Genomic DNA, 13,912 nt, shown 5'->3' on the forward strand with positions numbered 1-13,912 from the left:
TCTTGTATTTACTTCAGGCTCTGGCCCTTGGTCTCAGGCATGCGGATGAAAGTGATCAGCGTGATTACGGCGCCCGCCAGCACGTAATAGAAGAACCAGCGTTCCATGCCCTTGCTTTGCAGCCAGGTCAGCAGGTAGGGCGTGGTGCCGCCCAGCAGCGCCACGACCAGGTTGTAGGGAGTGCCGATGCCGACCGCCCGCACGCTGGTGGGGAACTGCTCGGACATGATGGCCGGCGCAATCGAGGTGTACATGGCGTACAGCACCAGGCCGAACAGCTCCACCGCCAGGATCGAACCGAACGACGGGCCCAGCGTGGTCATCAGCGGGTAGAAGAACACCAGGTAGCCGGCGGCGAAAAAGATCAGCTGCGGCTTGCGGCCGATGCGGTCGGACAGCATGCCGAACAAGGGCTGCACCAGCATGAACACGACCAGCGCAACGGTATTGGCGGCGAACGCGGTCTTGGGATCCGCGTGCACCTGGCGGATGGCGTAGGTGGGCACGTAGGCCACGAAGATGTAGAACGCGAAGGTGGTCAGGATGGAAAAGCCCACGATGCGCAGCACTTCGCGCGGGTGGTCGCGCAGCAGGGTGCGCAGCGGCTGCTTTTCGACGCCGGCCTTCTTGGCGTGCGAGAACGCCTCGGTCTCGGGGATCGAGCGGCGGATCCACATGCCGGCCAGGCCGCCCAGGGCGCCCAGCAGGAAGGGGATGCGCCAGCCCCAGGCCGCCATGTCGGCCTTGGTCAGCGTCGAGGTCAGCACCCAGCCGATGGCCGAGGCGGCCAGAATGCCCACGGCGGCGCTGAAGAATACGAAACTGGAGTAGAAGCCGCGCTTGTTGGGCGGCGCCATTTCCGCCAGGAAGGTCGTGGCCGAGGCATACTCTCCCCCCAGCGACAAGCCTTGCAGGAGACGCGCGGCGGTCAGCAGCAGCGGCGCTGCCAGGCCGATGGTGGCGTAGGTGGGGGTGATGGCGATGATCAGCGAGCCGCCGGCCATCATCAGGATCGTCAGGCCCAGCGCGGCCTTACGGCCGTAGCGGTCGGAAAAGATGCCCAGCAGCCAGCCGCCCACGGGGCGCATGAAAAAGCCCACCGCGAAAATGCCGAACGTCGCCAGCAGGGCGGCGGTTTCGTTGCCTTCGGGGAAGAACTGGCTGGAAAAGAAAATGGCGAAGGAAGCGTAGATGGTCCAGTCGAACCATTCGACCGCATTGCCTACACTACCGGCCAGAATGGTGCGTGCGCGGGAAACGGGCGCGGCGCCGGCCGATGCGGCTGCCCCCTGCGGCTTGCGCAGGGGCGCTGAAGTGCTGCTCATGAAAACCTCAAATAAGAATTTATTTTTGGTCAAAAAGACCGTTTAATTTTGTGTTTTTATCAATGCGCGAACGTTAATTTAATGAATATGGACACGTCAAGTAAGGGTAAGCCCCTAGCTCCAGGGCTGGACGACACCGATCTGGCCTGCCTGATCGCGCTGCAGGCGGACCCGCGCGCCTCCTGGCGCGAACTGGGCGCGGCCACGGGCATTGCCGAGCGCACCGTTGCGCGCCGCATCAAGCGCCTGATGGATGCGGACGCCCTGCGTGTCATTGCCGAACCCGATCCGCTGGCCACCGGCCGGGGCGTGGTGCTGCATGCCTGGGTGCGCTGCCGCTCGGGCCGCGTGCCGGAGGTCGCGGACCAGCTCGCGCGGCTGGACATCAGCCAACTGGTGGTCACGCTGGCCGGTTCGGCCGACCTGATGGCCGAGCTGACGCTGGCGGACGCGGCCGACATGCCGGACGTGGTGACGCGTGTGCTGCCGTCCATCGACGGCGTGGAACACGTGGAGGCGCGGCTGGTGCTGCGGCCGTTCCGGCGCGCCGGGCAGTGGCGCATCCAGGCTCAGGCGGATGCCGCCGCCGAGTCCGCGCTTGCGCAACCGCCCTCCGCACTGACGGACTCGGAACAGCGCATGGTGGCCTACCTGATGCGCGACGGCCGCGCCAGCCTGGCCGAACTGGCCGAGCAGGCCGGCGTCAGCGAGCCCACCGCCCAGCGTCTGCTGCACAACATGGTGGAGCGGCGCGCGCTGAGCTTTCGCGTGGAAGTGGAGCCGGCGCTGGTCGGATTCCCGGTAGAGGCGGTGATTTCCGTGCAGGTGCGGCCGCAGGCGGTGGACGCGCTGGCCGCGCATCTTGCGCTGGATCCGAACACGCGCTGCCTGTTCGGCACCAGCGGCGCGTCCCAGCTGTTCTGGCACGTGCTGTGCCGCGACAGCCTGCACCTGTGGGAAGTGGTTACGCGCCGCCTGGGCGAACTGGACGGCGTGCTGAACAGCGAGGTCGGCGTGGTGATGCGGGCGCACAAGCGTTGCGGCATCGTGCGCGCCGGCACGCGCCTGGGGCCCGACGAGGCCTGACGCGCGGGCCGCGTCACCATACCGGGTCGTCCGAGCCCGGCGGCCGCAGGTGGCGGGCGAAGCGCTGCGACAGGAATTCCACGAAGGCCAGCGTCTTGGCCGGCAGGTTCAGCCGTTCCGGATACAGGGCGTGGATGTCGGCGGGCGGGGTGTGCCAGTCCGGCAACACGACGCGCAGGCGGCCGGCGCGCAAGTGGGCGGCCGTTTCCCATTCAGACCGCATGACGATCCCGTGCCCGTCCAAGGCCCATTCCAGCGCGCTCTGGCCGTCGTTGGAGCTGACCGGGCCGCGCACCTTGACGGTTTCGGCGCGCAGCCCGGATTCCAGCCGCCAGGTGCCGTAGGCCACGTCGTTTTCGCGCACCACGATGCAGCGGTGGCGTTGCAGGTCGCCCGGGGCCCGCGGCTCGCCATAGGTATCGAGGTAGCGCGGCGACGCGCAAAGCAGCCGGCGGTTCGAGGCGATCTTGCGCGCGGTCAGCCGCGCGTCCGGCAGATCCCCGAAGCGCACCGCCACGTCGAAGCCTTCCTCGATCAGGTTGAGCGGCCTGTCGGTCAGCCGCATCTGCACTTCCACCTCGGGATATTGGCGCGCAAAGTCGGACACCGCGGGCACGATGTGCGCGCGCCCGAAGCCGAAGGTGGCGTTCAGCCGCAACAGGCCCTGGGGCTGGGCCCGGGCACTGGATACCGAGCGTTCCAGGGCTTCGAGGTCGGCCAGGATGCGCCCGCCTTCGGCCAGGTAGAGCTCGCCTTCCTGCGTGACGCTGACCCGGCGCGTGGTGCGGTTCAGCAGCCGCACGCCCAGGCGTTGTTCCAGCTTGGCCAGCCGCGTGCTGACCGCGGGCGGCGTCAGGCCCAGCTCGCGCGCGGCGGCGGACAGATTGCCATGCTTGACCACCAGGGAGAAGAAGGCCAGATCCGATAGGGCGTCCATGGGCTTATTTATAAATCAGATTTAATAAAGCTTTAGGCTGATTATTAATTATAAGAATCCAACAGGCCTATACACTGGACTCGCCAATATACAGAGCCGCGGAGCGCGGCCATACGAGGAGACCAGGAATGAAGATCAACACCGCGGCCGGCGCCTTGTGCGCGGCCCTTGCCGCCGCAACCTGTTGGATCCAGCCGGCCGCCGCCGCCGGCGCCTTTCCCGAACGCGCGGTAACGCTCATCGTGCCGTTTGCGCCCGGCGGCAGCGTGGATATCGCCGCGCGCTTGATTTCCGATGCCTGGAGCCGGGCGCTGGGACAAAGCGTGGTCGTGGAGAACCGGGCCGGCGCCTCCGGCAATATCGGCATGGCCGCGGTGGCGCGCGCCGAGCCCAACGGCTATACGCTGGCGATCAACACCATGTCGCTGGCGATCAACCCCGCGCTTTTCCAGAGCATGCCGTTCGACACCAGGAAGGACCTGCGTTCGGTGGGCACGGTCGGGACGTCCCAGCACGTGCTGACGGTGACCAACGGCTTGCCGGTAGCCAATGTGAGCGAACTCCTGGCCTACGTGCGCGAGCGGCCGGCCAACGACCTGAGTTTCGGTTCGGCGGGCACGGGCAGCACGTTCCACATGGCCGCGGAGCTATTCAAGTCCGTGTCGCACACGCAGATCCTGCACGTGCCGTACAAGGGCGGCGGCCCCGCCATGCTCGACACCATCAGCGGGCAGGTGCAGATGAGCTTCCCGGTGCTTTCCGCGGCCAAGCCGCAAGTGGACGGCAAGAAGCTCCGCGCGCTGGGGGTGACCGGTACGAAGCGGTCGCCGCTGCTGCCCGACGTGCCCACCATCGCGGAATCCGGCCTGCCCGGCTATGAGTTCAATACCTGGTTCGTGATCAGCGCGCCCGCGGGCACGCCGCAGCCGGTGATCGACGTGCTGAACGCCAAGCTGGAGCAAGCCCTCCGTTCCCCCGAGCTCGCGCAGCGCATGGGCAAGGAAGGCTTCGACCCCCTGATCTCCACGCCGGACAAGACCGACGCCATGGTGGCCGAAGAAATGACGCGCTGGGCCGGCATCGTCAAGGACGCCGGAATCCAGGCGAACTGAATCTCGAGGACGCAAGACATGCCCGGCATGACGCTGTACGACAAACTGGTGGCCAGCCATGAAGTGGCCCGCATCGACGACGAGCACGTGCTGCTCTACGTCGACCTGCACATCATGAACGAATACACCAGCCCGCAGGCCTTCAGCGGCCTGGCGGCGCGCGGGCGCGCGGTGTTGCGTCCCGGGCAGCAGATGGCGGTGGTGGACCACATCATTCCTACCCATCCGGTGCCCGCAGCGCTGCGTGTGATCGCGGACGAGGCCTCTTCGCGGCAGGCGGTCAATCTCAAGCGCAATTGCGAAGCGCAGCGCATCGCGCTGTTCGACACGACCGATCCGCTGCAGGGCATCGAGCACGTGATCGCGCCCGAACACGGCATGGTGCTGCCGGGCATGGTGGTGCTGTGCGGCGACAGCCACACCACGACCTACGGCGCGCTGGGCGCGCTGGGTTTCGGCATCGGAACCTCCGAGGTCGAGCACATCCTGGCCACGCAGACGCTGGCCTACCGCGTTGCGCGCAACATGCGCATTCGCGTCGACGGGGCGTTGCCGCGCGGCGTCACGGCCAAAGACCTGGTCATTTGCGTGGTGCACCGCATAGGCGCGCAGGGCGCGCGCGGGCATGCCGTGGAATTCTGCGGCGAGGCAATAGATGCGCTCTCGGCCGAGGCCCGCATGACCCTGTGCAACATGACGGTCGAGGCCGGCGCGCGCGCCGCGCTGATCGCGCCGGACGCCACCACCGACGCCTACGTCGCCGCGCACGCGCCGCAATTGCAGGGCGAGGCCCTGGCGCAGGCGCGTGCCTGCTGGGCCGGGTTGCGCTCGGACGACGATGCGGTCTTCGATGCGGAACACGTGCTGGACGCCGCCTCGATCGCGCCGTTCGTCACCTGGGGCACGAGCCCCGACCAGGCCATGCCGATCGACGGCGTCGTGCCTGACCCGCGGGCCGAGCCCGACGCGCTGGCGCGCCTGGCGCTGGAGAAGGCGATGGACTACATCGGCCTGGCGCCCGGCACGCCGATCGCGGGCCTGCCGGTAGACCGGGTATTCATCGGATCCTGCACCAACGGGCGCATCGAGGACCTGCGAGCGGCCGCGAGCGTCGTGCGCGGGCGCAAGGTGGCCGCCGGCGTGCGGGCCATGGTGGTGCCGGGATCCGGAGCGGTGCGCGCCCAGGCCGAGGCCGAGGGCGTCGCGGCGCAACTGATCGAGGCGGGCTTCGAATGGCGCCAGCCGGGCTGTTCGATGTGCCTGGCCATGAACGACGACGTGCTGACGCCGGGCGAGCGGTGCGCGTCCACCACCAACCGCAATTTCGAAGGCAGGCAGGGCCGGGCGGGACGCACCCACCTGATGAGCCCGGCGATGGCCGCCGCCGCCGCGCTGGCGGGCCGCATCGTCGATGTCCGCGAATGGGAGCAGCAAGCATGAACCCGATGATGGAAGGCGTGGCCGCGCCCTTGCCCTTTTCCAATCTGGATACCGACCAGATCATGCCCAAGCAGTTCCTGCGCATCATCGACAAGTCGGGGCTGGACCGGGGGCTGCTGCATGACCTGCGCTTCGATGCCGATGGCGCGCCGCGGCCCGATTTCGTGTTGAACCAGCCCGCCTATGCCGGCGCGTCCATTTTTGTCGCGGGGCCGAACTTCGGTTGCGGCTCCAGCCGGGAGCATGCCGTGTGGGGCCTGCAGCAATTCGGCATCCGCGCGGTGATCGCGCCCAGCTTCGGCGAGATCTTCTACTTCAACGCCGTGAACAACGGGCTGTTGCTGGTCAGCCTGGCGCCGGCCGAGGTCGACGCCTTGCTCGCCCGGGTGTCCAATAGGGCCACCAACCGCGTCGGCATCGATATCGCGGCGGGGCGGGTCAGCGCGGCGGACGGCTGGAGCGCGGGCTTTACCTTGCCCGAGCGTCATCGCCGGATGTACGCCCAGGGGCTGGACATGGTGGGGGCCTCGTTGCAGCGGCTGGACGAGGTCGAGCGCTTCGAGGCCGGGCATTGGGCGCGCCATCCGTGGATGAAGGACGTGGCGCGCCAGGTGCGCGACCGCCTGGACGCCGGCAGGGCCGGCTAGCGTCCGTCCGCGCCACAACGAGCCTCGCGCAGGCTACAAGGGAGACCCATGACCGATTTCTTCGACCTTCCCGTGCGCCGCATCGCCGCCAACGGCATCCAGATCGCGGCGCGCATCGACGGTTCGGGCCCGCCCATGCTGTTGCTGCATGGGCATCCTCAGACCCACGCCATCTGGCATCGCGTGTGGCCGGAACTGACGCGGCACCGGACCTGCGTGGCGGCGGACCTGCGCGGCTATGGCGACAGCGACAAGCCGGCCGCCACGGCGGACCACGCCGCGCATTCCAAGCGCGAAATGGCCGCCGACATGGTCGAGTTGATGAAGGCCCTGGGCCATTCGAGCTTCGAGGTCCTGGCGCACGACCGGGGCGCGCGCGCCGCGCATCGGCTGGCGCTGGACCACGCATCCGCGGTCACCCGGATGATGCTGCTGGATATCGCGCCGACGCTGGACATGTACGAAGGCACGACGCGCGCCTTCGCCCAGGCCTATTTCCACTGGTTCTGGTTGATCCAGCCCGCGCCATTGCCGGAAACCATGATCGAGCGCGACCCCGTTTTCTACCTGCGCTCGGTGATGGGCGGGCGGCCCGGCGGGCTGGCGCATTTTTCCGGCGCGGCGATGGCCGAGTACGAGCGGACCGCGCGGCTGCCCGGCTGGGCCACGGGCATCTGCGAGGACTACCGCGCTTCCGCCACGCTGGACCTGGAGCACGACCGCGCGAGCCGGGCCGCGTGCGCACGCGTGCGCCAGCCGCTGCGCGTGCTGTGGGGGGAAAAGGGCGCGGTGGGCAGGAATTTCGATGTGCTCGCCCTGTGGCGGGCGGTGGCGGACGAGGTGTCGGGCGGGCCGCTGCCCGGGGCGCATTACCTGGCGGAGGAATGCCCGGAGGCGCTGCTCGCCCAGGTCCGGGCATTCTTCGGATGGGGCGCCGGCACGGCCCGCTAGACCTCAGGGGCGAGGGCTGTCAACCAAGCCAGGATGGGCAGTAGGGCCATCCAAAAAGGGACGCACCCTGGGTGTTAACCTTCGCCCATGAATCGCTACATCGCCGACCTTTCCGAATTACCTGCCGCCGAAGACGCGCAACGCGCCTTCAAGGCCACGGATTCCCCTTGCGTCGCGGTCTGCTCCACGCTGTTCGACGACATCTGCCGCGGCTGCGGCCGGACGGCCATGGAAGTCGCCAACTGGGTCTTCATGACGGAAGAGGAAAAGCGCGAGGTCTGGGTGCGCATCAAGGCGCAGGGGTATCCCCGCCGCAACAACTGAGGCCTGAACGAGGCCGCTTCCCGCATGATCCGGGCCGGGCGCCCACGCCGTCTTGGGCGTGTCACATGGCGCGGGCTAAATCTAGCCATCGCCCACTTCCGGCTCCATCATGCGCATCGTCCTGGTCACGGATGCCTGGCATCCGCAAGTCAACGGTGTCGTCCGCACCTGGACGACCATGCAACGGATCCTGGGTGAATGGGGGTACGAACTGATCGTGGTGAACCCCCAGGGCAGCCGGACCGTCCCGGCGCCGTCCGAGCCGGATTTGCGCCTTTGCCTGCAACCGGGCCGGCAACTGCGCCGCATACTGGGCGATACCGTGCCCGACGCGCTGCACATCGCCACCGAAGGCCCGCTGGGCCTGGCCGCGCGCCGCATGGCGCTGGCGCGGGGCTGGCGCTTCACCACCTCGTTCCACACCATGTTTCCCGACTACCTGCAGGCGCGCATGGGCATCCCGGCTGCCTTGCCCTGGCGTTACCTGCGCTGGTTCCACCGGCCGTCGCAGCGCGTGCTGGTGCCGACGCCCACAGTGCGCGACATCCTGGCGCGGCGTGGCCTGGCGAACCTGCAGGTCTGGTCGCGAGGGGTCGATCCCCGCAAATTCCAGCCCGGTCCCAGCACCGCATTCGAGGGCTTGCCCCGTCCGGTATTCCTGAGCGTCGGCCGGGTCGCGCGGGAGAAGAACCTGGATGCCTTCCTGTCGCTGGACCTGCCGGGCAGCAAGGTGGTGGTGGGCGCAGGGCCGGACGAGGCGCGCCTGAAGAAGCGTTTCCCCCGCGCGGTCTTCACCGGCATGCAGCACGACGGCGCGCTGCCGGAACTGTATGGCGGAGCCGACGTATTCGTGTTTCCCAGCCTGACCGACACGTTCGGCCTCGTCATGCTGGAGGCCATGGCCTGCGGCACGCCGGTGGCGGCGTTCCGCAGCGAGGCGCCGCTGGCGGTGGTGGCCCAGGGCGTAACGGGCTTCCTGGACGAGGACCTTGCCCACGCCTGCCGCGCCGCGCTGTCGCTCGACCGCCACGCCGTGCGCGAACATGCGCTGACCCGCGGCTGGGATGCGGTTGCGTCCGACCTGCTGGCGGCGCTGGTGGCGCTGGACGGGACCGCCCGCGCCGCGGCGGATGCGGACGTGTCCTGCGTGCCGGAGGGAGCCTACTCGCTCGAGGCCGCCCGACGGGGAAATGGCCGCTAGCGGGGCAGGGGTTTGCTGCCCGCCGGCCGGTTACCGGGTACAATGCCCGGCAATCCTGAGGAGCGTTGCGACGACCCTGCGGTTCCCGGCGGCACAGCCTGCTGGCGGAACCCGGCTCGCCAGGCTCAGGAATCCTTGTTCAAGCGGCGCGCCTTGCGCGGCGCTACAGCAACGGCGCTCACCTTTGTCGCATATGGCGGAAAAGGCGGGCACTCGACTGTCGTGGTGTTTTCGCGTTGTCCGGCCATCTTGCGCGCCGTTCGTATTTCACGTGGAGCCTACACACCATGAATGCCGTGACCGATAAATCCTTTTCCGACTACATCGTCGCCGACATGTCGCTGGCCGGCTGGGGCCGCCGCGAACTCGCCATCGCCGAAACCGAAATGCCCGGCCTGATGGCCATCCGCGAGGAATTCGCCGCCCAGCAGCCGCTCAAGGGCGCCCGCATCGCCGGCAGCCTGCACATGACCATCCAGACCGGCGTGCTGATCGAAACGCTGGTGGCCCTGGGCGCCGAAGTGCGCTGGGCCTCGTGCAACATCTTCTCCACGCAGGACCACGCCGCCGCCGCCATCGCCGCCTCGGGCACGCCGGTCTTCGCCGTCAAGGGCGAGACGCTGGAAGAGTACTGGCAGTACACGCACAAGATCTTCGAATGGCCCAATGGCGAAAACGCCAACATGATCCTGGACGACGGCGGCGACGCCACTCTGATGCTGCACCTGGGCACCAAGGCCGAGAAAGACATCTCGGTGCTGGCCAATCCGGGCAGCGACGAAGAGCGCATCCTGTTCGCCGCCATCAAGGAAACGCTCCAGCGCGATCCCAAGTGGTACTCGACCCGCCTGGCCCTGATCAAGGGCGTGACGGAAGAAACCACCACCGGCGTGCACCGCCTGTACCAGATGTCGCAGAAGGGCGAACTGGCCTTCGCGGCCATCAACGTCAACGACTCGGTCACCAAGTCCAAGTTCGACAACCTGTACGGCTGCCGCGAATCGCTGGTGGACGGCATCAAGCGCGCCACCGACGTCATGGTCGCCGGCAAGATCGCCGTCGTGGCCGGCTATGGCGATGTGGGCAAGGGCTGCGCCCAGGCGCTGGTCGCCCTGCGCGCGCAAGTGTGGGTCACCGAAATCGATCCGATCTGCGCCCTGCAGGCCGCCATGGAAGGCTTCAAGGTCGTGACGATGGAAGAAGCGGCCGCGCACGGCGACATCTTCGTCACCGCCACCGGCAACTACCACGTCATCACGCGTGAGCACATGAGCGCCATGAAGGACCAGGCGATCGTGTGCAACATCGGCCACTTCGACAACGAGATCGACGTCGCCAGCCTGGCCGACTGCAAATGGGAAGAGATCAAGCCGCAGGTCGACCACGTGATCTTCCCGGATGGCAAGCGCATCATCCTGCTGGCCCAGGGCCGCCTGGTGAATCTGGGCTGCGCCACCGGCCACCCCTCGTTCGTGATGTCGTCGTCGTTCGCCAACCAGACGATCGCCCAGATCGAGCTGTTCACGCGCAACGAAGCCTACAAGTCCGGCGAGGTCTACGTGCTGCCGAAGCACCTGGACGAGAAGGTCGCCCGCCTGCACCTGAAGAAGCTGGGCGTGCAGCTGACCACCCTGCGCCAGGAACAGGCAGACTACATCAGCGTGCCGGTCGAGGGTCCCTACAAGCCCAATCACTACCGCTATTGATCGGTTGATAGCAAAATAGGAAAGTGCCGCGCCATGTCGGCGCGGGCTTTCCGGTCCGCGGAGCTTCCCTCGCGCTCGCATTGCGGCGGCGGGGCCGACGGACCCAAACAGGAGGTCGAACATGGCATTGATACTCGTCTGGATCCTGAACGCGGTGGCCCTGCTGGCCGTCGCCTACCTGCTGCCCGGCATCACGGTGGCCAGTTTCGGATCGGCGCTCATCGCCGCGCTGGTGCTGGGCCTGGTGAACATGCTGGTCAAGCCGGTGCTGGTGCTGCTGACGCTGCCCATCACGATCGTCACGCTCGGTCTCTTCCTCATCGTCATCAACGCCTTGTTGTTCTGGTTCGTCGGCTCCGTGCTGAAGGGCTTCCAGGTCAACGGGTTCTGGTGGGCCGTGGGCGGTGCGATCCTGTACAGCATCATCTCGGGCCTGCTCACCAAGCTGATCCCCTAATGTCTGACTCGACTACTCCCGCCTTCAGTCTGGAATTCTTCCCCCCGCGCGACCTGGCCGGCCAAGAACGGCTGGTGCGCGCGGCCAAGCAGATGCTGGCCATCCAGCCCAAGTACGTCAGCGTGACGTTCGGCGCGGGCGGTTCCACGCGCGCCGGCACGGCCGACGCCGTGCGCACGCTGCGCAACCTGGGCTGCGATGCGGCGCCGCACCTCTCGTGCGTCGGCGCCACCCGCCAGGACTTGCGGGACATCCTCCAGGCCTACAAGAACGAAGGCGTGCGGCGCGTGGTCGCCCTGCGCGGCGACCTGCCCTCCGGCATGGGCGGCGACGCGGGCGAACTGCGCTACGCCAATGAACTGGTGTCGTTCATCCGCGAGGAAACGGGCGACTGGTTCCACATCGAAGTGGCCGCCTATCCCGAAATGCATCCGCAGGCGGCCAATCCCTCGGCCGACCTGGATCATTTCGTGCGCAAGGTGAAGGCCGGCGCCAACGCCGCCATCACGCAGTACTTCTTCAACGCCGACGCCTACTTCGACTTCGTCGACCGGGCCCAGGCCAAGGGCGTGAACGTACCCATCGTGCCGGGCATCATGCCCATCACGAACCACACGCAGCTGCTGCGCTTTTCTGAGATGTGCGGCGCGGAAGTGCCGCGCTGGATCCGCCTGCGCCTGGCGGAGTTCGGCGACGACAAGGCTTCCATCCGCGCCTTTGGCGTGGACGTGGTGACCGAGCTGTGCCAGACGCTGCTGGACAACGGCGCGCCGGGCGTGCATTTCTACACCTTGAACCACGCGGAAGCGCCGATGGCGGTGTGGAAGGAGCTGTCGCTGCAAGCGTAGCGGCGCCGCGCAGCATGCCGCCCTGGCGGCCGGGCCCACCCTTGCGGGTGGGCTTTTCTTTGGGCCTGCCGTTTATTCCGGCTGGATGCCGGCCTGCCGGATCTGTTGGCCCCAGGCGTCGTACTGGGCGCGCACGAACTGCTGCAAGGGATCGCCCGTGGACAGATCGGGCTCCATGCCCATGGCGCGCAGCTTTTCCTGGATGGCCGGCTCGCGCATCGTCGCGGTGAGCTGTTCCGACCACCAGCTTGCGGCTTCGGGAGCGAGGCCGGCGGGGCCGGCCACGCCGATCCAGCCGGTCAGGTCCAGGCTGCCCATGCCTAGCTCCTGAGCTGTGGGCACGGACGGCAGGATGGTGGAGCGCTTGGCCGACACCAGGGCCACCGCGTTCAGGTTGCCGGCGCGGATCTGCGGCAGCACCGCGCCGAGATCGGCGGCCACGAAATCGATGCGCCCGCCCAGCAGGTCGGTCACCGCGGCCGGCTGGCCCTTGTAGGGCACGCCCAACACTTCGGCTCCCGCGGCTCGGCTGAAGGCCGCGGCCACGACCTGGCCCGTGCCCGAGCCGTAGCCGCTGGTGACCGCGTTCGGCTTGGCCTTGGCCGCCGCCACCAGTTGGCGCGCATCGCCGTGCTGGCCGGCGGCGCGCGTGACGATGACCACGTCGAAGCGGACCACCCGCCCGACCTGGGTGAAGTCTTTCATGGCGTCGTAGCGCTGGAAGGCCTTGGACAGATAGGGGCCGGACGAACTGGTGGCGCTGGAGCTCGGCATCATGGTGTAGCCGTCGGGCGCGGCGCGCGCCACGGTGTCCACGCCCAGCACGCCCAGCGCGCCGGGCTTGTTCTCGACGACGATCTGCGCGCCGCTGCGGGCGCGGATATCGTCGAGCACCACGCGCGAAACGTTGTCGATGGTGCTGCCGGCGGGAAAGCCGACGACGAAATGGATCGGCTTGTCCGCCAGCGGGTAGCGCGGCGCGCCCTGGCTTGCGGCGCCGGCCAGCGCGGGCAGGCACAGCGCAGCGGCGATCAGGGCGGATCGGATATTGTTTTTCATGTTTGTCTCCTCGTGCTTGGAACCTGGACTCAGGACCTTCGGCCGGCCTGGGCTTCCGCCAGGATTTCGGCCGTGTGTTCGCCCAGGCTGGGCGGGTGCCGCCGGATATCGGCGGGCGTGCGGCTGAAGCTGACGGGCAGGCCCGCCTGGATCAGGCGCCCTTCGGTGGGGTGCTCGGATTCATGCCAGAAGCCCGTGGCGCGCAGGTGCGGATCGGCCAGCAGCTCTTCGAAGCCATTGACCGGCGCGTAGGGAATGTCGACGGTGGCCAGCAGCTCGGTCCATTGCGCCGTCGTGCGCTCGCTCAACACGCTTTCGACGTAGCTGTACAGCTCGGGGAAATGCTTGCTGCGGCTGTTGAGCGTGAGGTAGCGCGGATCCTGCGCCATCTCGGGATTGCCGGCCAGCGCGAAGAAGCGCTGCCACTGCGGCGTGGTGTAGGGCACCACGCTCATGTAGCCGTCGCGGGTGCGGAAAGGGCGCCGGTATTCGTTGAGCAGGCGCGTGTAGCCCGCCGGACCTTCGGGCGGGACGAAGGTCAGTCCGGCCAGGTGCTCCGGCGCCAGGAAGGCCACCATGCATTCGAACATGGGCACCTCCACGGCCTGGCCGCCCGCGCCGCGTTCGCGGGCCAGCAGGGCGCTGGTGACGGCGTTGGCGACATACAGCGCCACCACCTTGTCGGCAACCACGGAATTGACGTAGCGCGGCGCATCCGCGCCCGCGCCGCCCTGCAGCCAGGCCATGCCGGACGCCGCTTGGATGGTGTCGTCGATGGCCGCGCGTCCGGCGTACGGGCCTTGCTCCGAATAGCCGTAG

Annotated in this window: 14 protein-coding genes and 1 riboswitch; of the genes, 10 read left to right on the top strand and 4 right to left on the bottom strand. The window is 67.9% G+C overall.

Going from position 1 to position 13,912, the window contains the following annotated elements; translation table 11 throughout:
* Window positions 1-8: 8 nt before the first annotated feature.
* On the bottom strand, window positions 9-1,325 hold the full coding sequence (locus JL37_RS13200) for an MFS transporter (RefSeq protein WP_043544586.1): 1,317 nt from the start codon (window positions 1,323-1,325) through the stop codon (window positions 9-11).
* 81 nt (window positions 1,326-1,406) lie between these two features.
* On the opposite strand from JL37_RS13200, the gene JL37_RS13205 reads away from it, so the two are divergent.
* Window positions 1,407-2,411, top strand: coding sequence for an Lrp/AsnC family transcriptional regulator (locus JL37_RS13205; protein ID WP_043544587.1), 1,005 nt, complete (start codon window positions 1,407-1,409; stop codon window positions 2,409-2,411).
* Between the two features lie 13 nt (window positions 2,412-2,424).
* Here JL37_RS13205 and JL37_RS13210 read toward each other — a convergent pair whose 3' ends face one another.
* Complete coding sequence (locus JL37_RS13210; protein ID WP_043544588.1) at window positions 2,425-3,348, bottom strand: LysR family transcriptional regulator; 924 nt, start codon at window positions 3,346-3,348, stop codon at window positions 2,425-2,427.
* A 128-nt stretch (window positions 3,349-3,476) separates the two neighbouring features.
* Here JL37_RS13210 and JL37_RS13215 point away from each other — a divergent pair, with 128 nt between their 5' ends.
* The 9 genes from JL37_RS13215 to metF all read left to right on the top strand — a co-directional run bounded on the left by JL37_RS13215 (window position 3,477) and on the right by metF (window position 12,034).
* Window positions 3,477-4,460 (top strand): tripartite tricarboxylate transporter substrate binding protein, encoded by a 984-nt coding sequence (locus tag JL37_RS13215; RefSeq protein WP_043544589.1) that lies wholly within the window; start codon window positions 3,477-3,479, stop codon window positions 4,458-4,460.
* An 18-nt stretch (window positions 4,461-4,478) separates the two neighbouring features.
* Window positions 4,479-5,900: a 3-isopropylmalate dehydratase large subunit gene (leuC, locus tag JL37_RS13220; RefSeq protein WP_043544590.1), complete on the top strand. Its 1,422-nt coding sequence runs from the start codon at window positions 4,479-4,481 to the stop codon at window positions 5,898-5,900.
* Window positions 5,897-6,547 carry a 3-isopropylmalate dehydratase small subunit gene (gene leuD / locus JL37_RS13225; RefSeq protein ID WP_043544591.1) on the top strand — a complete coding sequence of 217 codons (651 nt, stop codon included), beginning with the start codon at window positions 5,897-5,899 and terminating at the stop codon, window positions 6,545-6,547. The genes leuC and leuD overlap by 4 nt, the downstream gene beginning before the upstream one ends.
* A gap of 48 nt (window positions 6,548-6,595) precedes the next feature.
* Window positions 6,596-7,498: an alpha/beta fold hydrolase gene (locus tag JL37_RS13230; RefSeq protein WP_043544592.1), complete on the top strand. Its 903-nt coding sequence runs from the start codon at window positions 6,596-6,598 to the stop codon at window positions 7,496-7,498.
* Between the two features lie 87 nt (window positions 7,499-7,585).
* Window positions 7,586-7,822: a DUF1289 domain-containing protein gene (locus tag JL37_RS13235; RefSeq protein WP_043544593.1), complete on the top strand. Its 237-nt coding sequence runs from the start codon at window positions 7,586-7,588 to the stop codon at window positions 7,820-7,822.
* A 109-nt stretch (window positions 7,823-7,931) separates the two neighbouring features.
* Window positions 7,932-9,023, top strand: a complete 1,092-nt coding sequence (locus tag JL37_RS13240; RefSeq protein ID WP_052097161.1) for a glycosyltransferase family 1 protein — start codon at window positions 7,932-7,934, stop codon at window positions 9,021-9,023.
* Window positions 9,024-9,074: 51 nt separating this feature from the next.
* Window positions 9,075-9,210: riboswitch (S-adenosyl-L-homocysteine riboswitch) on the top strand.
* Window positions 9,211-9,310: 100 nt separating this feature from the next.
* A complete protein-coding gene (gene ahcY, locus JL37_RS13245) occupies window positions 9,311-10,729 on the top strand; it encodes an adenosylhomocysteinase (protein WP_043544594.1) in 1,419 nt (472 codons plus the stop codon).
* Window positions 10,730-10,850: 121 nt separating this feature from the next.
* A complete protein-coding gene (locus JL37_RS13250) occupies window positions 10,851-11,186 on the top strand; it encodes a phage holin family protein (RefSeq protein ID WP_006389784.1) in 336 nt (111 codons plus the stop codon).
* Window positions 11,186-12,034, top strand: coding sequence for a methylenetetrahydrofolate reductase [NAD(P)H] (gene metF, locus JL37_RS13255; RefSeq protein ID WP_043544595.1), 849 nt, complete (start codon window positions 11,186-11,188; stop codon window positions 12,032-12,034). Before JL37_RS13250 ends, metF begins: the two co-directional genes overlap by 1 nt.
* Window positions 12,035-12,106: 72 nt before the next feature.
* On the opposite strand, the gene JL37_RS13260 is transcribed toward metF, so the two are convergent.
* Window positions 12,107-13,093: a tripartite tricarboxylate transporter substrate binding protein gene (locus tag JL37_RS13260; RefSeq protein ID WP_043544596.1), complete on the bottom strand. Its 987-nt coding sequence runs from the start codon at window positions 13,091-13,093 to the stop codon at window positions 12,107-12,109.
* Between the two features lie 29 nt (window positions 13,094-13,122).
* Window positions 13,123-13,912: CaiB/BaiF CoA-transferase family protein (locus JL37_RS13265; protein WP_043544597.1), on the bottom strand; the 790-nt coding region annotated here is incomplete at its 5' end.

Source organism: Achromobacter sp. RTa, assembly GCF_000757485.1.
GTDB lineage: Bacteria > Pseudomonadota > Gammaproteobacteria > Burkholderiales > Burkholderiaceae_B > Achromobacter.

Coding starts and splice junctions, on each gene's coding strand:
- JL37_RS13200 (WP_043544586.1), bottom strand. CDS start 1,325: ATGAGCAGCACTTCAGCGCCCCTGCGCAAGCCGCAGGGGGCAGCCGCA.
- JL37_RS13205 (WP_043544587.1), top strand. CDS start 1,407: ATGAATATGGACACGTCAAGTAAGGGTAAGCCCCTAGCTCCAGGGCTG.
- JL37_RS13210 (WP_043544588.1), bottom strand. CDS start 3,348: ATGGACGCCCTATCGGATCTGGCCTTCTTCTCCCTGGTGGTCAAGCAT.
- JL37_RS13215 (WP_043544589.1), top strand. CDS start 3,477: ATGAAGATCAACACCGCGGCCGGCGCCTTGTGCGCGGCCCTTGCCGCC.
- leuC (WP_043544590.1), top strand. CDS start 4,479: ATGCCCGGCATGACGCTGTACGACAAACTGGTGGCCAGCCATGAAGTG.
- leuD (WP_043544591.1), top strand. CDS start 5,897: ATGAACCCGATGATGGAAGGCGTGGCCGCGCCCTTGCCCTTTTCCAAT.
- JL37_RS13230 (WP_043544592.1), top strand. CDS start 6,596: ATGACCGATTTCTTCGACCTTCCCGTGCGCCGCATCGCCGCCAACGGC.
- JL37_RS13235 (WP_043544593.1), top strand. CDS start 7,586: ATGAATCGCTACATCGCCGACCTTTCCGAATTACCTGCCGCCGAAGAC.
- JL37_RS13240 (WP_052097161.1), top strand. CDS start 7,932: ATGCGCATCGTCCTGGTCACGGATGCCTGGCATCCGCAAGTCAACGGT.
- ahcY (WP_043544594.1), top strand. CDS start 9,311: ATGAATGCCGTGACCGATAAATCCTTTTCCGACTACATCGTCGCCGAC.
- JL37_RS13250 (WP_006389784.1), top strand. CDS start 10,851: ATGGCATTGATACTCGTCTGGATCCTGAACGCGGTGGCCCTGCTGGCC.
- metF (WP_043544595.1), top strand. CDS start 11,186: ATGTCTGACTCGACTACTCCCGCCTTCAGTCTGGAATTCTTCCCCCCG.
- JL37_RS13260 (WP_043544596.1), bottom strand. CDS start 13,093: ATGAAAAACAATATCCGATCCGCCCTGATCGCCGCTGCGCTGTGCCTG.